Annotated in this window: 16 protein-coding genes; 12 read left to right on the forward strand and 4 right to left on the reverse strand. The window is 71.2% G+C overall.

Translation table 11 applies throughout. From position 1 onward, the window contains the following. Positions 1 to 174: 174 nt before the first annotated feature. Positions 175 to 1,506 carry a mannosyltransferase family protein gene (locus ACGFZQ_RS20545; RefSeq protein ID WP_393841531.1) on the reverse strand — a complete coding sequence of 444 codons (1,332 nt, stop codon included), beginning with the start codon at positions 1,504 to 1,506 and terminating at the stop codon, positions 175 to 177. Positions 1,507 to 1,766: 260 nt separating this feature from the next. Here ACGFZQ_RS20545 and ACGFZQ_RS20550 point away from each other — a divergent pair, with 260 nt between their 5' ends. Together ACGFZQ_RS20550 and ACGFZQ_RS20555 are read left to right on the forward strand one after the other, a co-directional pair. Then, the gene (locus ACGFZQ_RS20550) at positions 1,767 to 3,374 is read left to right on the forward strand and encodes an MFS transporter (RefSeq protein WP_393841532.1); all 1,608 of its coding nucleotides are present in this window, start codon (positions 1,767 to 1,769) and stop codon (positions 3,372 to 3,374) included. Between the two features lie 97 nt (positions 3,375 to 3,471). Further along, the gene (locus tag ACGFZQ_RS20555; RefSeq protein ID WP_393841533.1) at positions 3,472 to 4,665 is read left to right on the forward strand and encodes an acyl-CoA dehydrogenase family protein; all 1,194 of its coding nucleotides are present in this window, start codon (positions 3,472 to 3,474) and stop codon (positions 4,663 to 4,665) included. A gap of 37 nt (positions 4,666 to 4,702) precedes the next feature. Here ACGFZQ_RS20555 and ACGFZQ_RS20560 read toward each other — a convergent pair whose 3' ends face one another. Next, entirely contained in the window at positions 4,703 to 5,143 is a 441-nt protein-coding gene (locus ACGFZQ_RS20560) for a cell division protein SepF (protein ID WP_351699550.1), read from the reverse strand. A 1,005-nt stretch (positions 5,144 to 6,148) separates the two neighbouring features. Here ACGFZQ_RS20560 and ACGFZQ_RS20565 point away from each other — a divergent pair. From ACGFZQ_RS20565 to ACGFZQ_RS20600, 8 genes are all read left to right on the forward strand, one after another. After that, a complete protein-coding gene (locus ACGFZQ_RS20565; RefSeq protein WP_393841534.1) occupies positions 6,149 to 7,906 on the forward strand; it encodes an FAD/NAD(P)-binding protein in 1,758 nt (585 codons plus the stop codon). A 155-nt stretch (positions 7,907 to 8,061) separates the two neighbouring features. Next, positions 8,062 to 8,874 carry an LLM class flavin-dependent oxidoreductase gene (locus ACGFZQ_RS20570; RefSeq protein ID WP_351740207.1) on the forward strand — a complete coding sequence of 271 codons (813 nt, stop codon included), beginning with the start codon at positions 8,062 to 8,064 and terminating at the stop codon, positions 8,872 to 8,874. Between the two features lie 93 nt (positions 8,875 to 8,967). Beyond that, positions 8,968 to 9,747, forward strand: coding sequence for a DUF1684 domain-containing protein (locus ACGFZQ_RS20575; RefSeq protein ID WP_393841535.1), 780 nt, complete (start codon positions 8,968 to 8,970; stop codon positions 9,745 to 9,747). A 250-nt stretch (positions 9,748 to 9,997) separates the two neighbouring features. Continuing rightward, positions 9,998 to 10,882, forward strand: a complete 885-nt coding sequence (locus ACGFZQ_RS20580) for a S1 family peptidase (RefSeq protein WP_393841536.1) — start codon at positions 9,998 to 10,000, stop codon at positions 10,880 to 10,882. A gap of 123 nt (positions 10,883 to 11,005) precedes the next feature. After that, complete coding sequence (locus tag ACGFZQ_RS20585; RefSeq protein WP_393841537.1) at positions 11,006 to 11,854, forward strand: slipin family protein; 849 nt, start codon at positions 11,006 to 11,008, stop codon at positions 11,852 to 11,854. 231 nt (positions 11,855 to 12,085) lie between these two features. Beyond that, the gene (locus tag ACGFZQ_RS20590; protein WP_393841538.1) at positions 12,086 to 13,165 is read left to right on the forward strand and encodes a S1 family peptidase; all 1,080 of its coding nucleotides are present in this window, start codon (positions 12,086 to 12,088) and stop codon (positions 13,163 to 13,165) included. 209 nt (positions 13,166 to 13,374) lie between these two features. Next, entirely contained in the window at positions 13,375 to 15,465 is a 2,091-nt protein-coding gene (locus ACGFZQ_RS20595; RefSeq protein ID WP_393841539.1) for a SpoIIE family protein phosphatase, read from the forward strand. A 56-nt stretch (positions 15,466 to 15,521) separates the two neighbouring features. Beyond that, positions 15,522 to 15,764 (forward strand): hypothetical protein, encoded by a 243-nt coding sequence (locus tag ACGFZQ_RS20600; protein ID WP_393841540.1) that lies wholly within the window; start codon positions 15,522 to 15,524, stop codon positions 15,762 to 15,764. A gap of 127 nt (positions 15,765 to 15,891) precedes the next feature. Here ACGFZQ_RS20600 and ACGFZQ_RS20605 read toward each other — a convergent pair whose 3' ends face one another. Beyond that, positions 15,892 to 16,872, reverse strand: coding sequence for an ImpB/MucB/SamB family protein (locus ACGFZQ_RS20605; protein WP_393841541.1), 981 nt, complete (start codon positions 16,870 to 16,872; stop codon positions 15,892 to 15,894). After that, the gene (locus tag ACGFZQ_RS20610; RefSeq protein WP_393841542.1) at positions 16,869 to 20,321 is read right to left on the reverse strand and encodes a DNA polymerase III subunit alpha; all 3,453 of its coding nucleotides are present in this window, start codon (positions 20,319 to 20,321) and stop codon (positions 16,869 to 16,871) included. The genes ACGFZQ_RS20605 and ACGFZQ_RS20610 overlap by 4 nt, the downstream gene beginning before the upstream one ends. A 281-nt stretch (positions 20,322 to 20,602) precedes the next feature. Between ACGFZQ_RS20610 and ACGFZQ_RS20615 the strand changes: the two genes are divergently transcribed. Together ACGFZQ_RS20615 and ACGFZQ_RS20620 are read left to right on the forward strand one after the other, a co-directional pair. Beyond that, entirely contained in the window at positions 20,603 to 20,968 is a 366-nt protein-coding gene (locus ACGFZQ_RS20615) for a hypothetical protein (protein WP_393841543.1), read from the forward strand. Between the two features lie 25 nt (positions 20,969 to 20,993). Beyond that, positions 20,994 to 21,233, forward strand: coding sequence for a hypothetical protein (locus ACGFZQ_RS20620; protein WP_393841544.1), 240 nt, complete (start codon positions 20,994 to 20,996; stop codon positions 21,231 to 21,233). The last annotated feature ends 304 nt before the right edge of the window (positions 21,234 to 21,537 follow it).

The raw sequence follows: 21,537 nt of genomic DNA on the forward strand, positions 1-21,537 counted from the left end.
TGATGTGGGAAACCTCTCAGGAGGCCTCCGAATTCTAAGGATTCCGTAATCCGCGGTGTGCCCGCCCTTCAATTCCTTTGATCATGCCGGGCGGCCGTTTTATGCCACTTATGAATTCGTTAACCAAAGCGTGGTGTGGAATACCCCGGCTGCTCACCCTCGCGATGGCGATGATCATGGTGGCCCGGAGCCGTTCAGCCAGAACGCGCCATACGCCGCCGAGGCTACCGCCACACCGGCCGTGACCAGCACGGATCTGCTGGTGCGCGCCTGGGCGAGGGCTCGGGCGAGCGGCAGCAGCACCGGGAACGCCGGCATCAGCAGGCGCGGCTTGGAGCCGAAGTAGCTCGACGCGCACAGCGCGAGCGCGAGGACGACACCCGTGTAGACCAGCAGAAGAAGCGGTTGCCGCTGCCGGACGCCGATCACGTAGAGCCACAGCAACAGGCAGACACCGACGATCAAACCTGCTCCGGCCAGGGCGGACGGAAATGACGTGAACTTGACGGCAATGAAGCGTGCGAACGCATAGCCGCCGTCGAAGCCGTTGCGCCAGCCCGCCTGGACGTCCAGATAGCCGAGCGGGCCCTTCCCGGTGCGGTGGCCGACCCACAGGACGTAGGCGGCGGCGCCGACGGGGGCGAGGAGCATGCCGAGGGCGCGGCGCCAGGCAGGCGCGCCGGAGGGGTGTGCGGTGCCTGTGGTGCCAGGGGTGCGTGTCGTGTGAGGGGCGCGTGTGGTGTGGGGCGCGCCGGTTGTCCGCGGGACGCGCCGGGCGCGGGCGGCGCTGGACGGCTCCGGGGCGCGTCCGTCATCGTGCGCGCCGGGCGCGTGCTTCTCGCTACGGTCTGGCACGCCCCCGCTCCGATCCCGCACGAACGAGACCACGCCCGCCGTCCACACCGCCGCCACCACGGCTAGTCCCACCGGCCGGGTCAGCCCCGCCAGCGCGGCCAGCACGCCCGCGGTCACCCAGCGGCCGGTCAGCACGGCATACAGCGACCAGGCGGCCAGCGCCGTGAACAGCGACTCGCTGTACGCCATCGACTGCACGATCCCGACCGGCAGCACGGCCCACAGCAGCACCGCGCAGAAACCGGCCCGCGGGCCGTACACGAAGTCGGCGACCGCGAAGATCCCCCAGGCCGCGGCGAGCGAGGCGAGCAGACCGACCGTGAAGCCCGCGCCGGCGTACGACAGGGGCGTGAGCGCGTGCAGCAGGCGCTCCAGCCAGGGCAGCAGCGGGAAGAAGGCCAGGTTGGAGTGGATATCGCCGTTCGGCAGCCGCACCTCGTAGCCGTACCCGAGTTCGGCGACCCGCGTGTACCACAGCGAGTCCCAGCGCGCCGTCAACAAGGTGTACGCGCTCTTGCCACGCGCCCCGCTCCACACGGCCAGCGCGAGCAGGCCCAGGGTGCGCACGGCGGCGTACCCGAGCAGGGCCGGCGCCGCCCGGCGCAGGGCTGGGGCGCGCGGTGTCGCCACGGGCGTTTCAAGATCGGTCACGGGCTCGATTATCGACGGGACGCGGAACCGAGGGGCTCGTCCGGGCGTGGTGCACAGCGGGGTCAGTGGCGTACGCCACACGAGTTCTGTGGAGAGTGTGAGAGGTCCGCCACGTGCCCCTGGAACGAACTCGCGTACGCTGACGTGTCACTCGCGTTCGTATGCGCGGGCCGGGGACCCCGCTCCTCTCCGGCCGTACGACGGGGAGTCCCCGCCCCGCCGATCCGCCCCGCGCGAGGGATCATCTGGGAGGTACGTACATGTCCGGGACGACCACGGCAGCCGTACGGCCGCGCCGTCGGGCGACCGGGGCCGGTGCCGGTGCCAACCGCTGGGTCGTCCTCGTCGTCCTCTGCGTCAGCCTGCTGCTGGTCGCCCTCGACGCGACCGTGCTGCACGTCGCGGTGCCGGCCGTCACCGAGGACCTCAAGCCCGGCGCCATGGAACTGCTCTGGATCGTCGACATCTACCCGCTGGTCTGCGCCTCGCTGCTGATCCTCTTCGGCACGCTCGGCGACCGCGTGGGCCGGCGGCGCGTCCTGCTCCTCGGATACGCACTGTTCGGAGTCGCCTCCGCGGCGGCGGCCGTCGCGCCGAGTGCCGAGGCGCTGATCGGGGCCCGGGCGCTGCTCGGTGTCGGCGGTGCGATGATCATGCCGGCGACGCTGTCGATCCTCCGGCAGGTCTTCCCCGACCGCCGTGAACGGGCCCTCGCCATCGGCATATGGAGCGCGGTGGCGGCGGTCGGCGCGGCCGTCGGGCCGCTGTTGGGCGGCTTCCTGCTCGAACACTTCTGGTGGGGCTCGGTCTTCCTGGTCAACATCCCGCTGATGCTGGTCAGTCTTCCGGTGGGGCGGCTTCTCCTCCCCGAGTCACGCGGCGACCGCAACGGCCCCTGGGACGTCGTGGGCGCCCTGATGGCGGCGGCGGGACTGTTCGGCGTGGTGTTCGCCGTGAAGCGGCTCGGCAGCGGCGAACCGGCCGCCGACGCACTCACGATGGCCCCGCTGGTGCTCGGCGCGCTGCTGCTGTTCCTGTTCGTACGACGGCAACGGCGGCGTACGTTCCCGCTGGTGGACCTGAAGATGTTCGCCCGGCCGGCGTTCAGTACGGCGGTGGGCTGCATCGTCCTCGCGATGCTCGCGCTGGTGGGTCTCGAACTGATCGCCGCGCAGTATCTGCAACTGGTGCTGGGCCTCTCGCCGTTGCAGACGGGGCTGCGACTGCTGCCGCTGACGCTCGCCGCGATGGCGGCCGGGCTGGCCGGGGCGCGCCTGCTACGGCGCTTCGGGCCGCGCCGGATGGTGTGCTTCGGCTTCTGCCTGACCGCGGTGGCGGTGCTGACGCTGACGGCGATGGGCGGGGTGGACAACGCGGGTCTGCTGCTGTTCGGCTTCGTGCTGCTCGGCTTCGGTCTGGAGACCACGCTCTTCGGGGCGTACGAGTCGATGCTGAGCGAGGCGCCGGCGGCGCAGGCCGGTGGGGCGGCGGCGATCGGCGAGACCTCGTACCAGCTGGGGGCGGGCATCGGGATCGCGCTTCTCGGCAGCGTGATGAACGCGGCGTACGCGCCGGGGCTGTCCCGGGTACCCGGGGTGCCGCAGTCGGCGTCCGCCGCGGCGGGGCATTCACTGGGCGAGGCCTACGAGGTCGCCGGGCGGCTCGGCGGCCCGACGGGCGCGGCGTTGCGCCACGCGGCGCGCGACTCCTTCGTGCACGGTCTGCATGTGACACTGCTGGTGAGCGCGGGACTGCTGCTGCTGGGCGCGGTGATGGCACTGCGGTTGCCGCGGGCGATGCAGTGCGAGGAGGCCGCGGTGGAGGTACCGGCCCCCAGGGAGCCCCAGATGTCCCGCGTCTCCGCGTAACCCGACGATCTCCCACGCACCACCCGTGCGGGTGGGAGAACCGGGAGACTGCGCGTAGCCTGTTGTAACTAGCAGCGCTAGTTTTGGGAGGGTTTTCATGTCCGCGTCCGGGAAGTTGCCTCCGTTCGATGCCGGTGATCCGCTCGGCATCGACGATCTTCTGGAGCCGGAGGATCTCGCCGTCCGGGAGACCGTGCGGAGCTGGGCGGCGGACCGGGTGCTGCCCTTCGTCGCCGAGTGGTACGAGAGCGGGGAGCTGCCGGGCATCAGGGAGCTCGCCAGGGAACTGGGCGGCATCGGGGCTCTCGGGATGTCGCTCACCGGGTACGGCTGCGCCGGCGCGTCCGCCGTGCAGTACGGGCTCGCCTGCCTGGAGCTGGAGGCCGCCGACTCGGGCATCCGCTCGCTCGTGTCCGTGCAGGGGTCGCTGGCCATGTACGCGATCCACCGGTTCGGCAGCGAGGCGCAGAAGCAGCGCTGGCTGCCGGCCATGGCCGCCGGTGACGTCATCGGGTGCTTCGGCCTCACCGAGCCCGACCACGGCTCCGACCCCGCCGCCATGCGTACGCACGCCAAGCGCGACGCCGGCGGCGACTGGGTGCTCAACGGGCGGAAGATGTGGATCACCAACGGCTCGGTCGCCGGCGTGGCCGTCGTATGGGCGCAGAGCGAGAACGGGATCCGGGGGTTCGTGGTGCCCACCGACACACCCGGGTTCTCGGCGCCGGAGATCAAGCACAAGTGGTCGCTGCGGGCGAGTGTCACCAGCGAGCTGGTCCTGGACGACGTACGGCTCCCGGCCGATGCCGAACTGCCGGAGGTCACCGGCCTCAAGGGGCCGCTCAGCTGTCTGTCGCACGCCCGCTACGGCATCGTCTGGGGCGCCATGGGCGCGGCACGCGCCTGCTTCGAGACGGCCGTCGACTACGCGAAGTCGCGGGAGCAGTTCGGCAGGCCCATCGGCGGCTTCCAGCTCACCCAGGCCAAGCTCGCCGACATGGCGGTCGAACTGCACAAGGGGATCCTGCTCGCCCATCACCTGGGGCGGCGGATGGATGCCGGCCGCCTGCGTCCCGAGCAGGTCAGCTTCGGCAAGCTCAACAACGTACGAGAGGCGATCGAGATCTGCCGTACGGCACGGACGATCCTCGGGGCGAACGGGATTTCGCTGGAGTATCCCGTGATGCGGCACGCGACCAACCTGGAGTCGGTGCTCACCTACGAGGGCACCGTCGAGATGCACCAGCTCGTGCTGGGCAAGGCGCTCACCGGGCTCGACGCCTTCCGGTGATCCCTGCGCGGGGGCAGGGCCGGCGAGCGGCCCTGCCTCAGCTCTGGTTGAAGAAACCGTCCTCCCGGCGCGAGGCCGGCTCACCGTTGACGATCTCCGTGTTGGCGGGGGAGAGCAGGAAGACCCGGTTGGACACCCGGTCGATGGAACCCCGGAGGCCGAAGATCAGCCCGGCCGCGAAGTCGACGACCCGCTTGGCGTCGCCGGCCTCCATGGCCGTGAGGTTCACGATGACCGGCACGCCCTCGCGGAACAGCTCGCCGATCGCGCGGGCGTCCCGGAAGCTGTCCGGGGTGACCGTGCCGATCCTGCGGCCCTTCTCCTCGGCGGTGTCCGAGGCCACCTTGACCCGGGGGTCGGTGACCCAGGCATCCCCGGGCTGCTCGGTCCCTTCGGAGTAGTCGTCGTCGTAGTAGCGCTCGTCATCGTTGTCGTCGACGAGGCCAAGCCAGGCACTCGCCTTGCGTACCGATCCCATGGACGCCTCCTCTCACAGCGGTCTTTCATGCTTCCGCATCCCTATGGTCGTCCATGATGCGGATGGCGCGCCAAGTGGATAGACGCCGCGCGGGGGGTTTGTGACGGTACTGGTGCAGAGCGAATACGTCGAGAGCCCAGTTGTGCCAAGGGCCGTAGCCCGCACGGCTGCTGACTGTGAGTGAAATATGATTGTTCCGGGCGTATGGGTGATCGGTGGTGCGTCCGGGTGAACCGGCGGCGGGCGACGAACCGACAGTCGGCCGATACGACAGCGCAGCTCAGCGTCGTACGGGCCCTGACGTACTGTCAGTTCATCGGCTCCGGCGGGGAGATCCGCGCGATGCCGACCGCCGACGCGGTCGTCCCCCACTTCCTCGGAATTCGGCCGCACGTACCGTCGGTAATGAATTTGTTCACAGCCGTCTGGAACGTGGGCGCCGGAGCCCGAACCGCAGGCGGTGCGGAACGGGGCCGTGGCCGAGATGATCACAGTGAAGAAGGGGTGGCGCGAGGGGAGGGGTGCGCGTGTGAAGGCGAAGCGAGGAGTGCGAGGGAGAACGCGAAGAGCCCCCGCCGAGGGCGGGGCGCGCAGTGGGTCAGCTCAACAGGAACAGGACCACACGCGACCGAAGTCGATGTGGGAGCGGGTGACCAGCCACTGCTGCGGATGCATGGGCCAAGTGGAACAGGTCTCCGGTTCCCCGTCAACTGACTTGAGACGCACTGCTCACACTCTGGACACCCTTGACAGACAGGGGAAACGGCCCCGTAGAGTCGACGGACGGCCCTGCTGAGGGGCTCGGCCGTAAGAGCGTCGCCCAGCGACGTTCCGTGTGAAGGCACCCGCCGCACCATCGTGCGCGCGTCCACCGTGTTCGATTGATCCGCCACGGAGCCTTCGCATGTCACCCGAAACCCTCGCCCAAGCCCCCGCCACTCCCGGCATACCCGTCGCCGGCTGCTTCACCTCGGACGCCGCGCCGCGCGGCACGGAGGCGGCCCGATGAGGCCCCAGCTGGTGATCGTGGGGGCCGGTCCGCGGGGGACCGGGCTCCTCGAACGCATCGCCGCCAACACGCCCGAGCTGTACGCCGGTGCCGGCCTCGACATCCATCTGGTCGACCCGCATCCGCCGGGCGCCGGCCGTATCTGGCGGGCCGCCCAGTCGCCGCTGCTGTGGATGAACTCGCACGCCGAGGACGTCACCATGTTCACCGACGAGACGGTGCGGATGACCGGCCCGGTACGGGAGGGGCCGACCCTGCACGAGTGGGCGGGCCTGGACGGCCGTACCTTCGCCGACCGGCAGATCCAGGGCCGGTATCTGCGGCACGTCTACGACCGCGCCGTGGCCGACCTGCCCGAGGCCGTCACGGTGCACCACCACCCCCGCCGTGCCCTGCGGGTGAGCGGGCCGCGCGAGGGGCGCCAGCAGGTCTGGCTGGAGGGCCGCCCGCGCCCGCTCCTCGCCGACCTCGTCGTCCTCGCCCTCGGCCACCTGGACGCCGACCTCGACCCCGAACAGGCCGCCCTGGCCGCATACGCCGACACGCACGGTCTGGTCCACCTGCCGCCGGACTTCACGGCGGACAGCGACCTGTCCGCCCTGCGGCCCGGCGAGCCGGTGCTGGTACGGGGGTTCGGGCTCGCCTTCGTCGACCTGATGGTGCTCCTGACCGAGGGCCGGGGCGGACGGTACGACGGTGACACCTATGTGCCGTCCGGACAGGAGCCGGTGCTGTACGTCGGGTCGCGGCGCGGAGTGCCGTACCACTCGAAGATCGGCTACGACTGGACCGGTGAACGCCCGCCGCTGCCGCGCTTCCTCGGCCCCGGCGAGGTCGACGAACTGCGCGCCCGGCCGGGCGGTTTCGACTTCCGGCGGGACGTGTGGCCGCTGGTCACCAAGGAGCTGGGCTTCGCCCACTACCACCGGCTGTTCACCGTCCACCCCGAGCGGACGGCCGTCGCCTGGCCGGACTTCGAGGAGAAGTACGCCGCCGCCGAGGGCGACGCCGAACTGCGGGCGCTGGTGGCGGCCGCCGTACCGGACCCGGCCGACCGGCTCGACCTCGCGGCGCTGGACCGCCCGCTGGAGGGGGTGCGGTACGGGTCGCACGAGGAGTTCCAGGAGGGACTGCGGGCCTGTGTCGAGGACGACCTGAGCCGCCGTCATGACCCGGCGCACAGCGCCGACCTGGCGGTCTTCCTCGGGCTGCTCTCCGTCTACGGGCAGTTGGTGCGGCTCGGGGACATCGGGTCCTGGTGGCACGGGTTCTTCAGCTATCTGGCCTCCGGGCCGCCCGGGCCCCGGCTGCGGCAACTGCTCGCGCTGTCCCGGGCGGGGGTGGTCAGGTTCGTCGGCGCCGGGATGACGGTGACGGCGCGGGACGGGGTGTTCCGGGCGTCCTCGGACACCGTGCCCGGGTTCTCCGTCGAGGCGCGGGCGCTGGTCGAGGCGCGGCTGCCCGAACCGACGGTCGGGCGGGCCCGGGACGCGCTGCTGCGCGAACTGGGGACCGACGGGGCGGCCGAGACGCCCGACGGGCTGCTCCGGGTGGACCCCGCCGACGGGCGGATCCTCGACGGGGGCGGACGGCCGCATCCCCGGCGGTTCGCGCTCGGGCCGTTCACCGACGGCCGTACGCCCGGCGCGTTCACCCGGCCGCGCACCGGAGGGCCCGCGTTCCGGCAGAACGACGCCACGGCACGGGCGGCGCTGGCCTTCCTGCGCGACCTGACAGGCCAAGCCGCTGCCTAGCCCGAGGAACAGGCGCTACGAGCTGCCCGAGCGGGAGGTGCCGGCCGCTCCGCGGGAGGAGCGGACCGGGCCCTTCCGCCGAAGGCGCTGTGAATCGATGGGCCGGTTGATCGACGAGCCGGTGCCCGGGTGTCCAGGGGAGAGGGTGGTTTCTCATGACCGGCTCGTACGGCCGGGGGCTGCATCTGGCCGCCGCCGTGGATCAGGTCGGCGTGTTCGACGCGGAGCCCTACGTCGAGTTGGCGCGGCTCGCCGAGAGCGGGGGCCTGGACTTCGTCACGCTCGACGGCCGGTTCGGGTGGGCGGAGACCGACCCGGTCGCCGTCCTGTCGCAGGTGGCCCCGGCCACCCGGCGGATCGGGCTGGTGCCGTTGGTGACCGCCCCCGGGACCGCCCTCGCCCACCTCGACCAGGTCAGCCGGGGCCGGGCCGGCTGGTGGAGCGACGCGCCGGCGCCCTCGCCCGGGCATCCGGTCCGGGTGGCCGACGGCACCGAGGGGGCCGCCCTGCGGACCGCCGCCCGGTACGCCGATGTCGTCCTGGTGCGGGCGGCGAGCTCCGCGCAGGCCGCCGCCGTACGCGAGGAACTACGGGACCGGGCACGCGAGTTCGGGCGGGAGCCGGACGCGCTGCGGGTGCTGGTGAGTCTGGTGGTGGATCTGGGGGACGGGGAGCGCGCGGCCGAGCCGGGGCACGGTGGCGGCGGGCCCCGGCAGACCGTGCAGGGGCCGCAGTACCGGGGCGGTCCGGTGGACCTCGCGGAGCTGATCGCCGGCTGGCACGGCGAGGGCGCCACCGACGGCTTCCACCTGATCCCCGCCGAACCGCGCCGCGATCTGGAGCGGCTGGTCAACGGCACCGTGGCGCTGCTCCAGCACCGCGGGCTGTTCCGCACCTTCTACCCGGGCAGCACCCTGCGCGAGCACCTGGGCCTGGCCAGGCCGGCCGGCCAGTTCGCGGCGCCCTGAAGCAACGCGGGGCTCCCGGCTGCTGTGGACGGGTCGAGTGCATAGAAGAGACATGAGGTGGACCATGCCGAGAACCGGGGAAGGGCTGACCGTATGACCGAGAACGCGTCCGACGACTGGAAGCGCTGGCACGAACACCGCGTGGAGACCGTGTCGGCCCCCTACGGGCCGCTCGCGCTGACCGGCACCTACTGGATCGAGGACCACCCGAGCGGCCGGATTCCGGGCGTCCCCGGCGCCTGGGTGGTGGACGGCGACAGCGTGCTGCTCACCGCGACGGCGGCCGACGGCCTGGCCCTGGACGGCGAGCCCTTCGCCGGTGCGGTCCGGCTCGCCGCCGACCGCGAACCGACGGCCCGGGTCACCCTCGGCGAGCGCCGGCTGGTCGTGCTGGTCCGCGAAGGCGTCCTGGGCATACGGGACTACGACCCGGCCGCCCCGGCCCGCCGCACCTTCCTCGGTATCGACGCCACCCCCTACGACCCGCGCTGGTCGGTGCCGGGCCGCTTCACGCCCTACGACGACGACCGGCGTACCGTCCGCGTCGACACCGCGGACGGAGTGGAACGCGCGCTCGTGCTCGCCGGGGAACTCGCCTTCACCCTGGCGGGCCAGGAACGGACACTGCAGGTCGCCGAGCAGGCCGACGGCCGGCTATGGGCGGTGTTCGCCGACGCCACCAGCGGGGCCGGCAGCTACCGTTTCCGGTTCCTTTATTCGGCCGCCCCGGACTCCGACGGCTCCACCACCGTCGACTTCAACCGGGCACAGTTGCCGCCGTGCGCCTTCGCGGACCACTTCATCTGCCCTTTCCCGCCGCCGGGGAACAGGCTGGGCCTCGCGGTCGAGGCGGGGGAGCGCACAGTGGCGTGAGGGTTTCGCGGATATTGTGACCGGGCGTCAACTCCCCCGGATCACGACGAGATCACACAAAGTCGGCATGGTTCGAACACAGTCGCACGGCCGAAAGGCACTCTTGCGGGTACCGGTCGTTCGCCCGAATACTCCCCCTCAGCGCTTGTCAGGGGCATTGCGTGTCCGGAACCCGGACGTCGTCCCTGGCTGCGCCTCACGGGCCCCGACCCCACGCGGGCCCCCTGATTCCCCTGGGAGGGAACGAAAAGTGAGGATCAAGCGCACGACCCCGAGACGGACCCGGCTGATCGCCGTGGGCACCGGTTTCCTGGCCGCGGCAGCGTTCGCCGTCCCCACCGCGAGCGCGAGTCCCGTCCACACCTTCAGCGCCGGCGAACTGAAGGCCGTGAACAGCTCCGTTCTGAAGGCGGACGTCCCCGGTACCGCCTGGGCCGTCGACAGCAAGACCCACCGTGTCGTCGTCACCGCCGACTCCACGGTCTCCACCGCCGAGATCGCCAAGATCAAGCGGCAGGCGGGCGCCGACGCCGGCGCGATCACCATCAAGCGCACCCCCGGCACCTTCAAGAAGCTGATCACCGGCGGTGACGCCATCTACGGCGGCGCCTACCGCTGCTCCCTCGGCTTCAACGTGCACAGCGGCAGCACGTACTACTTCCTGACCGCCGGGCACTGCGGTGAGGTGGCCTCGACCTGGTACAGCAACTCCGGCCACACCACGGTCCTGGGCACCAACGTCGGCTACAGCTTCCCGACGAACGACTTCGCGCTGGTCCGCTACACCAACACCTCGATCGCGCACCCGAGCGCGGTCGGCAGCCAGACCATCTCCAGCGCGGCCACCCCGGCCGTCGGGACGACGGTGTACCGCCGCGGTTCGACCACCGGCACCCACAGCGGCCGGGTCACCGCGCTCAACGCCACCGTCAACTACGGCAGCGGTGACATCGTCTACGGCATGATCCAGACCACGGTCTGCGCCGAGGGCGGCGACAGCGGCGGCCCGCTCTACGGCGGTTCCGTGGCCTACGGTCTGACCTCCGGCGGCAGCGGCGACTGCACCTCCGGCGGCACGACCTTCTTCCAGCCGGTCACCGAGGCGCTGAGCTACTACGGCGTGAGCGTCGGTTGACGATCCTCCCGGATCCGTTCTCCCAGTGGACCCCCGTACGCAACCGGCGTGCGGGGGCTCCCTTTTGGGCGGGTAGCGGAGTTACCGTCGAGGGACCATTGGAGTCACCCCCTGGGGGCCGGCATGGTCGAGGCGCTGGTGGCGGCCGGAGCCGCTCTCGTGTCCGTCGGAGCGGTCTACGCGCTCGCTGCGGCACGGGTCGTCAGACAGTACGAGCGAGGCGTGGTGTTCCGCCTGGGCCGGCTGCGACCGGAGGTGCGCGAGCCCGGGTTCACCATGATCGTCCCGTTCGTGGACCGGCTCCAGAAGGTCAACATGCAGATCGTCACCATGCCCGTGCCCGCGCAGGAGGGCATCACCCGGGACAACGTGACCGTCCGCGTCGACGCCGTCGTCTACTTCAAGGTGACCGGACCTGCCGAGGCGGTCGTCCGGGTCGAGGACTACCGGTTCGCGGTCTCGCAGATGGCGCAGACCTCGCTGCGGTCCATCATCGGCAAGAGCGAGCTGGACGACCTGCTGTCGAACCGTGAAAAGCTCAACCAGGGCCTTGAGTTGATGATCGACAGCCCCGCCGTGGAGTGGGGCGTCACCATCGACCGCGTCGAGATCAAGGACGTCTCGCTGCCCGAGACCATGAAGCGGTCCATGGCCCGGCAGGCCGAGGCCGACCGGGAGCGCCGGGCCCGGGTCATCAACGCCGACGCCGAACTGCAGGCCTCCAAGAAGCTCGCGGAGGCGGCGAAGGAGATGTCGGAGCAGCCCGCCGCGCTCCAGCTGCGGCTGCTGCAGACGGTGGTGGCGGTCGCCGCCGAGAAGAACTCGACCCTGGTGCTGCCGTTCCCGGTGGAACTGCTGCGGTTCCTGGAGCGGGCCCAGCAGCAACTGCCGCCCGGGGCCGACGGGTCCACGGTGAACAGGGCCAAAGACGAGCCTGGCGAGCCTGGAGGGGCGAATTCCGGCCAGGGGTGAGGGTCACTCTCCGCCGAGGGTTACTCGCCCGTAGTGTTTGCAGTGCGAATCCTCCTGGGGTGACTGTGAACGGCCCGGGCGCAGGGGGCGCACAACATCCGCGCACGCGCGTCCTGAAGTCGACCTTGTGTGCTCCCTGTGGGTGTCGGAATAGTAGGCGCCCGTCAACCAGCCTTCCGGCCCTGAGGTCCCCACAACCTTACGGGCCGACCCCCCACAGGAGGACATGAGTTGAAGCACCGACGCATACCCAGGCGCCGTGCGGCCCTCGCCGGCGCGGGGACAGCCGCGCTCGTCGCCGCCGGAGTGACCTTCCAGAGTGCGAACGCCAGCGAGCCCGCCAAGGACGCCGCACCGCGGATCTTGTCCGCGCCTGCGGCCGGAAAGCTCGCCTCGACGCTCGTCGCCGACCTCGGCACCGACGCGGCCGGCACCTACTACGACGCCAAGGCGAAGAGCCTCGTCGTCAACGTGCTCGACGACACCGCCGCGGGGACCGTCGAGGCCGCCGGGGCCAAGGCGAGACTCGTCGCCAACTCCCTCGCCGAACTCGACGGCGCACGGACCACGCTGAAGGAGGACGCCACCATCCCCGGCACCTCGTGGGCGACCGACCCGGTCACCAACAAGGTCGTCGTCACCGCCGACAAGACGGTCGCCGGGACCGCGCTGAGCAAGCTCACCAAGGTCGTCGACGGGCTTGGCGAGAAGGCCGAACTGCGGCACTCGGAGGGGGAGTTCAAGCCCTTCATCGCCGGTGGTGACGCGATCAGCGGGTCGGGCGGGCGCTGCTCGCTCGGCTTCAACGTGGTCAAGGGCGGCGAGCCGTACTTCCTGACCGCCGGGCACTGCACCGACGCCATCTCCAGCTGGTCGGACTCCTCCGGCAACGTGATCGGCCAGAACGCCCAGTCCAGCTTCCCGGGCAACGACTTCGGGCTGGTCAAGTACACCTCCGAGGTGGACCACCCGAGCGAGGTCGACCTCTACGACGGCTCCACCCAGAAGATCACGGGCGCGGCCGAGGCGACCGTGGGCATGAAGGTGACCCGCAGCGGCTCCACCACCCAGGTCCACGACGGCACGGTCACCGGTCTCAACGCCACCGTGAACTACTCGGAGGGCACGGTGAGCGGGCTCATCCAGACCGACGTGTGCGCCGAGCCGGGCGACAGTGGCGGCTCGCTCTTCTCGGGCAGCAGCGCGATCGGCCTGACCTCGGGCGGCAGCGGCGACTGCACCTCCGGCGGGGAGACGTTCTTCCAGCCGGTGACGGAGGCGCTGTCGGCCACCGGTACCCAGATCGGCTGACCCGCGCCTGATCCCCGAGCTGCCCCGCCCCCGGACCGGGGGCGGGGCAGCTCCATGCCGTGCCGAGCCGGGCAGTGTGAATCGAACATGCGTGCAGTCTTGGGTTGCTGCGCCGTTCTCACGACACGGCAACGGGTCGAGGGGGGCCGACGGGCGGGGGAGCGGTGCATCGGGGCTCGGTGCAGGCTGGACTAGGGAGGTGGGTCGCCGTGCCGCACAACGAAGCCGTCTCGCCGGGCAAGGGTGCCGCAGTGCTGGAAGCCCTGTTCCACCAGTCGCCCACCGGCCTGCTGATCCTGGACACGGAGCTGCGCATCCTGCGGATCAACCTCACCAGACCGGTTCTGCACGGAGCGTCTCAGGGCCAGATCGTGGGCCGGCACATCACCGACGTGTACGACCTGTCCGCACCCGGTGAGGTGGAGGGGATGCTGCGCGGCGTACTGGAGACCGGCGCGCCGGTGCGGGGGCGGCTCGTGGGGGTGCGTCCGAAGGACGAACCGGGGCCGGAGTACCTGTTCTCCGTCTCGGCGTCCCGGCTGGAGGACGCGCAGGGGAGGGTCTGGGGCGTGCTCACGGAGATGGTCGATGTCACCGAGTGCGAGAGGGCGGGCATCCGTATGCGGGTCCTCGGCTTCGTGCGCGAGCACGTGGGACGGACCCTCGACGTCGTCGCCACCTGCGAGGAACTGGTGCAGGCGGTGGTGCCGGACCTCGCCGACATCGCCGTGGTGGAAGTGGTGGACGCCGTGGTACGCGGCGAGGAACCTCCCCTGAGCCCGCTGGGACCGGAGGTGCCGCTGCGCCGTGCCGCCTTCCGCCACAGCGGCGGCGAGGAGCAGATCCAGGCGCATCCGGTGGGCGACGTACGCCCGCTGCCGTTCCCCACGCCCTACGCCCAGACGCTGACCGACCTCAAGCCCCGCCTCGTCGCCCTGACACCCGACACGCCCTGGCTGGCGGCCGACCCGCCACGCGCCGAGGCGATCCGCGTCTCCGGTGCCCGCCTCCTCATCACGGCACCCCTGACCGTGCGCGGAACCGTACTGGGACTGCTGAGCCTGTACCGCACCGACCAGGCGGACGTCTACGACAAGGGCGATGTCACCCTCGCCCTCGAAGTGGCCGCTCACACCGCCCTGTGCATCGACAACGCCCGCCGCTACACCCGCGAACACACCATCGCCCTGACGGTCCAGCGGCACCTGCTGCCACCGCACCCCGCGCCGCGGAGCACCGTCGAGACCGCCTACCTGCACGTGCCTTCCGAGACGGGCGGGGGCGGCGGGTTCGACACCTTCGCCCTGTCCGGTGCCCGCACCGCACTGGTGGTCGGGGAAGTCGCCGGCCAGGGCATCCACGCGGCCATCACGATGGGACAGATGCGGACCGCCGTGCACTCCCTGGCCGCCCTCGACCTGGAGCCCGACGAACTCCTCGCCCGCCTCAACGACACCGCCCTCAGCCTCGCCGCGGAACGCGCGGCGCTGCCGCCCGGCGATCTCGTGCCCCTGACCGGAAGCTGTGCGTACACGGTCCACGACCCGTTCGCCCAGACCTGCACCGTCGCCCTGGCCGGGCATCCCCCACCCGTCATCGCCCATCCCGACGGGACCACCGAGATCCTGGACCTGCCGAGCGGACCTCCCCTGGGCAGCGCCGGGGGCCCGCCCTTCGCCGCCGCCACGGTCCCCGTCGCCGACGGCAGCGTCATCGCCTTCTACACCGCGGCCCTGCTGGACACCTCACCGTCCCCGGACATCCTGCGACGGGTGCTGGCCCACTCCGGACGGCCTTTGCAGGACCTGTGCGACGACGTGCTCTACCGGCTGCGGAACGACACCCGCCACAGCGACGTCATCCTTCTCCTCGCCCGCACCCACCCGTTCCCCGCCGACCAGGTCGCCACCTGGCATCTCGACCACCATCCCAAGGCCGTCGCCAAGGCACGCGCCCACGCCCGGCACCAGCTCGTCCGGTGGAGCGTCGACGAGGAAACCGCCTACACCACCGAAATGATCGTCAGCGAGCTGGTCACCAACGCCGTCCGCTACGGCGCCCCGCCCGCCCAGTTGCAGCTCATCAAGGACCGCACCCTCACCTGCGAAGTCCACGACAGCAACTCCCTCGCGCCACGGCTGCGCCATGCGAAGACCGTCGACGAAGGGGGGCGCGGCCTGTTCATCGTCGCCCAGCTCGCACAGAACTGGGGCGTCCGCCATACGCCCGACGGCAAGACCGTCTGGGCCGAGCAGTCCCTCCCGCCCCCGGCCGCGGACCGCCGTCGGCACCGGCCGTAGACCGCGCACCGCGCCGTCTGCGGGGCTCTCGGTATTTCCGCAACGAGGCCTTCTCCATGGTGGGCCTGTGGAAATCCCTGCTGAGCGAGGGCACGGCGCCGAGGGACGCGGAGGGCACGCTGTCGATCCGCCGCATCGCGGCCTGCTGGCTTGGGCTGGGCGGCTATGCGGTGGATGCGGTGGCGGAGCTGGAGCAGATCCTTGACGGTTGCGCGGAGGCGTTGGGGCCCGAGCACCTGCTCACCCGGTTCACCCGCCGCAACCTCGCCTTCTGGCGGGCGCGGGCCGGGCGTTCCTGAACATGCCGGTCGTCGCGGTAGCGGTCGTGGATTTCGGGGAGCCGACGGAATCCGGCGGACTCGTAGGCGGCGACGCGGCCTGAAGGGTGGCGGCTGCGGCAGAACCGCAGGTCATTGGCGCAAGCGGTCAGTTCGCCATAGTGGCTGGGCGGACGGCTTCCGGTCCGAAGCGCTGGCGCGCCCGGTCTGCGGCGGCTTCGGCCGCGCGGGCGCGGGCATCGCCAGGATCCAGGGAGAGCTGGCGGTAGGCACTGTCGGCCGGCAGCAGACCGTCAGCACGGATCGCATAGGCGCGGACTCTTGCGCGCTGCAGGCCGAGGGCGGTCAGCAGTCCCAGGGCGGTGGCGGTGAGGGCGGGTGAGTGGTTGGTGGGTTCCGGTAGTGCGCGTGCGCGCGTGGTGGAGCTTCGGTCGGCGTACCGGACCGTGAGGGTGAGCCGCCGCGCGATCTGGCTTTCACCGCGCAGGCGTTGGCCGATCTGGTCGGCAAGTCCCAGGACTGCCCGATGATGTTGTGCCGGGTCGAGGCAGTCCCGCTCCAGTACGAGGCCGGCGAGCAGGTGTTCTGCCGGCGCCGAAGGGGTGACCGGGCGAGGGTCCCGGCCGCGGGCGCGCTCGGCCAGCAGCCGGGCCGAGGCGGCTCCGAGGAGCCGTTGCAGGGTGGCCAAAGGCAGGTCGGTGATCTGACCGATGGCGTGCAGGCCGTACTGGGTGAGGATGGTCGCCGTGGCACGGCCGATTCCCGGCAACGCGGTGACCGGCCGTGGGTACAGCCACTCGGCGGCCCTCTCGGCGGGCACCCAGGTGGTCTCGCCGGGTGCGGACGCGTCGGCAGCCATGGCCGCCAACATCCTGTTGCTCGCGAGGCCTGCGCTGCTGTCGATGCCGTAGAGGGCCTTCAGCCTCATCTTCGCCAGCTGGACCACATCGTAGGAAGACAGGTCGAAGTACCGGAGCGCCGATGTCAGGTCCAGCTGAACGGCGTTGGGCGGTACGGCCTGCACATGAGGCGTGATACCAGACATCAGTTCGATTACGTCGTCGTACTGGGCCTCACTCAGTACGGCGTGCAGGTGAAGGTGGGCGATGTGCCGCTGACGTGCGCTCATCCCGCGCTCCCGGGGCTGCGGTGGCCGAACTTCTTGAGGTCGGCGGAGCGGGTGCCGGCGGGCTGGAGGTCGGCGTAGGGGTGGAGGCGTGCGCCGGCGGTGCCGTCGGTCAGGGTGCGGTGCGGCTGGGCGGGGGTCGGGTGGGGGCGGCTGGCGCCGAGGAGGGCGAGGGCGGCCTCGGGGCCGTTGTCGCGGCGGGCGGCGGCGATCTCGTCCAGGTCCCAGGCCATGGTGCCGACGACGGTACGGCGGGTGCCGCGCACCTGGACCGTGCCGCGGACGAGGAGCAGTCCGCTGTGGAAGACGGTGTGTGCGCAGGCCGGGTGGGAGTCCTCGAAGAAGGCCAGGTCGACCAGGCCGGAGCCGTCCTCCAGGGTGACGAAGATGATCCGCTTGCCGCTCGCGATCGGCGGGGTCTGCGTCGAGGCCCGCACACCCGCGACCAGCACCTGCTGACCGGCGCGCAGGCCGGCCAGGTGGGCCGCGTCGGTCGCGCCGATCTCGCGCAGCAGCCGGTGGTGGTGCTCCATCAGGTGCTTGGAGATGTCGATGCCGAGGGTGCTCAGCTCGGCGCTCAGGGCCTCGCGTCCGGTCATCTCCGGCAGCCCGCTCGGCTCCGCCCCGCCGACGGCGTCTGCGGTGATGGACAGTTGGCCCGCACCAGCGGTCCGGGTGCGGGACTGGCGGTGGAGTTCGGCGATCTGGAGCAGCAGATCACGGCGCGTGAGGCGGCCGTCGTGGAGACCGTTCAGGGCGCCGATCTCGGCGAGGCGTTCGGCGACGGGTCTGCTGGGGTGTGCCCGCTGCCAGAAGTCCGACAGCGATCCGTACGGCTGCCCCTCCTCGATCCGGGCACACTCGTCCTCGCTGATGCCATGCACCGCGGAGAGGGCGAGGCGTACGCCCCACCGGTCTCCGTCGGTCTTCTCCACGGTGTGTTTCACCTGGGAGCGGTTGACGTCGACGGGCAGGACGGGGACCCCGCGGCGGCGGGCGTCGGAGACCAGGACGCGCTTGGGCCACATTCCGGGGTCGTGTTCGAGCAGGCCGGCCAGCAGGAACGCCGGGTGATGCGCCTTGAGCCAGGCGCTCTGCAGGGCGGGTACGGCGAAGGCGACCGCGTGGGCGCGGCAGAAGCCGTACGCCCCGAAGGCCTCGACGGTCTTCCACACCTCCTCCCGGACGGCCGCGCTGTAGCCGCGCGCGCGGGTCCGCTCGTGGAACCAGTCCCTGATCCTGGGCAGTTGCTCCTTGTCGCCGAGCGCCCGCCGGGTGATCTCCGCGAAGGCCCGGTCGCAGCCGGTCAGCACCGAGAGCGTCTCGATGATCTGCTCGTGCCAGATGGTCACGCCGTAGGTGTCGGTGAGGACCGGTTCCAGGTCCGGGTGCGCGTAGGAGGGTGCGCCCCCGTGGCGGGCGGCGATGTACCGCTCGGGCATGCCACCGGCGACCGGGCCGGGGCGGAAGAGGCTGATGTCGGCGATGACGTCCTGGACGTCGCGTGGCTGGAGCCGGGAGAGCAGGTCCTGCTGGCCGGGGGACTCCAGCTGGAACAGGCCCAGGGTCTGGCTGGCCTGGATGAGCTTGAACGCGAAGACGTCGTCGAGCGGCACCTGTTCGGGGTCGTCCAGATCAATTCTGCTGCCGGTGGTGCGTTCGATCTCGGTGACGGCGTGGGCCATCGCGGACTGCATCCGCACGCCCAGGACGTCGAGCTTGATGTTGCCCAGCGCCTCGATCTCCTCCTTCGCTGCCATGGCCATGGGGTAGTCGCCCTGTGGCGTGGGCTGCACCGGCAGCCGGTCCAGGAGGGTGGCGTCACTGATGACCACACCGCAGGGGTGCATGGCCATGCCGTGGACCAGGGAGTCGAGGCCTTCGGCCAGTTCCCACAGGGGGCCGTACCGGTGTGCCTCGGTGGCCAGCTGTCGTAGCTCGGGCAGTTCGGCGAGGGCGCCGGTGATGTCGGAGGCGCGCAGGTGCGGGAAGCTCTTGGCGATCCGGTCGATGTCGGCGGGCGCGATGCCGAGGGCGAGGCCGGTGTCCCTGAGTGCCCTGCGTGCGCGGTAGGTCTCGGGCATGGCGGTGACCGCCACCCGCTCCTTGCCGAAGCGTTCGAAGATCGTGTCGTAGCACTCCAGTCGGCGGGCGGATTCCACGTCGATGTCGATGTCGGGCAGGGACGCCCGGCGCCTGCTCAGGAAGCGTTCGAACAGCAGGTGGTGGTCGAGCGGGTTGGCGGTGGCGATGTCCAGGGCGTGGCAGACCAGGGAGCCGGCGCCGGAGCCGCGGGCCGCGACCCGGATGCCCTTGGCCCGGATGTCGGCGACGACCTGTCCGACGGCGAGGAAGTACGCGTCGTAGTTCCAGTGGGAGATGACGGCGAGCTCCTCGTCGAGCCGGGCGAGCGCCGCCCGGTCGCGGTCGAGGCCGCGCCGGACCAGGCCGGCCTCGCTGCGCAGACGGAGCAGCCGGGCCGCGCCGCCGGCTTTGGGCTCGGCGCCGAAGAGCGCCGGTTCGGGGAGGTGCGGGGTGCCGAGCCCGAGGTCCGCCACCGGGTCGACGGTGCACGTGTCCGCGGTGGCGGCGGTGTCCGCCATCAGCCTGCGAGCCCGACGGATGTCTCCTCCGGCGCATTCGACGATCATGCGGGCGACGGTCTCCATTCCTCGCTCGTCCTTGAGCCAGCGCTCTCCGCTGTCCAGCCGGCGCCGGTCGATCGGCCGCAGCAGGCGGGCGGCGTCCAGGACGTCGGCGAGGCGGTGCTGGTCGGGGTCGGCGTAGCGGACGGCGTTGGAGAGCACGGCGGTGGTGCCGGTGCGGTCGGCCAGCGCGAGAGTACGGGCGGCCAGGCGCAGGGATCCCGGACCGGTGCCGAAACGTTTCTGCGCGACGGCTTCCAATCGAACCCCCTTCCCGAAGACCTCCTGCCAGGGCGCCAGCAGCTTCATGGCCACGTCCTCGCGGCCCACCGACAGCGCCCGCACCGGCTCCGAGAGCGGCCCCAGCAGCACGGTCAGGCCCGGGCCGCCGTACTCGCGCAGCGCCTCCCACGGCACCACCGGCGGGGTACCGGACACGGCACCGACATGGGCGGCCGACGTGATCCGGCACAGCCGGGCCCAGCCCGCCCGGTCCTGGGCGAGCAGCACGAACCGCAACGGCGGCTCGACCACGTGCGCGCCGCCGCGCGCCGGGGTGCGGCGGCGTTGGACCGGCGGCGGGGGCGCCAGGGCCGCCACCGCAAGGTCGATGCCGAAGACCGGCCTGACCCCCTCCTTCGCACAGGCCTGCGCGAATCGAACAGCTCCGGTGACCGTGTCCCGGTCGGTGAGCGCGAGCGCGGACATGCCCCGGTCCGCCGCCTGCCGGACGAGCTGCTCGGGGTGGGAGGCGCCGTAGCGGGCGGAGTAACCGGACGCGACGTGCAGATGGACGAAGCCCGCCATGCCGCACCTCCATCACTCCACCCCTTTTCGACCGTACGCCCGATATATTCATCGTACTCGCGTTCGATTACTCTAACCTCATCCACCCAGGTAGGCGACACTCGATTCGAACACATCAGCGATTCTTGAGGGCGAGGTGGCGTCCCGAGCAGGCGCCGTCCTGTCGGCTCTCCGGCCTGGTGGGGCAGTTGGGCGAAATCACCCCTGCGGCCGCCTTGCCGCAGTGCTTCAGCGGCTCGGGGCGGGTGGGCGGGTGACGGTTCGCGGCTGTGTCGCCCTGTGTGAGGTCTGCTCCGGCGGCACTGGCCGGCTCCGGTGTGACCGAGGCGGTGTCCGCCGCCCGCGACGCGGGCCTGGCCGCCGACGCGGCAGCGGGCGTGGAGCGCTCCGCGAAGGCCGCGGCGGCGGTCGCGGACGAGTTCGCCAAGGTCAAGCTGGTGGCCGAGGCTCATGGCCACAGTAAGCTGCCGGAACTCGGCAACGGTGTGCTCTGGGCCAACAAGGCCGAGAACTACGCCCTGATGGCCGCTTCGCACATCGCCAAGCTCAAGCAGGCGGGCTGGACCAAGGATCAGATCCAGGTCGTGTACGACGCCTACAAGAAGGTCGGCGAGTCGACCCCGAAGAACCCGAGCGCCGACCCGTGAAGTACATCCTGGAAGGGTGGTAGGAGTGCGCGTCCGCATCTCCGCGTTCGTGGGACCGCTCACCGTGCAGTTCGAGCCCTCGGGTATGGAGTACGAACTCGCCGAGGGTGACCATCTGGACGTCGCCTTCCCACCCGTTCCCGAGGGCCAGGTCGGCGGCCACATCGACCATTCCCCCGGAATGGTGACCGTGTCCGAGTCCATCTCCTCCAAGGGGTGGACCCGGGCCTGGAACGCGGCCGGTGAGGAGATCACCACCTACTGACCGCAGGGCACAGCCCGCGATCCCGGAGGTTCCGGTACGGCACCCGCCGTACCGGAACCTCCGTCGTTTTGGCCGGGGCAGACGTGCGTGTTGTGGAGTGATCTGGCGTATCGCACCCTATGGTCCCCTCAGGCCCAGCTGGTGACACCCCGTCAGGCGGGTGGCGCGCGACCGGTTACTCGGAAGTTTTACCGACGCGTAACTTCACGATTGCACTACTCGTCCGTAACTTGATGAGTGAACAGCATCCTCGTGATCCGGATCACAGGGCGTAAGGCCGTCGCAACTCCCTTGAGCCGCAAGG

It is taken from the genome of Streptomyces sp. NPDC048254, assembly GCF_043201895.1.
Lineage (GTDB): Bacteria > Actinomycetota > Actinomycetes > Streptomycetales > Streptomycetaceae > Streptomyces.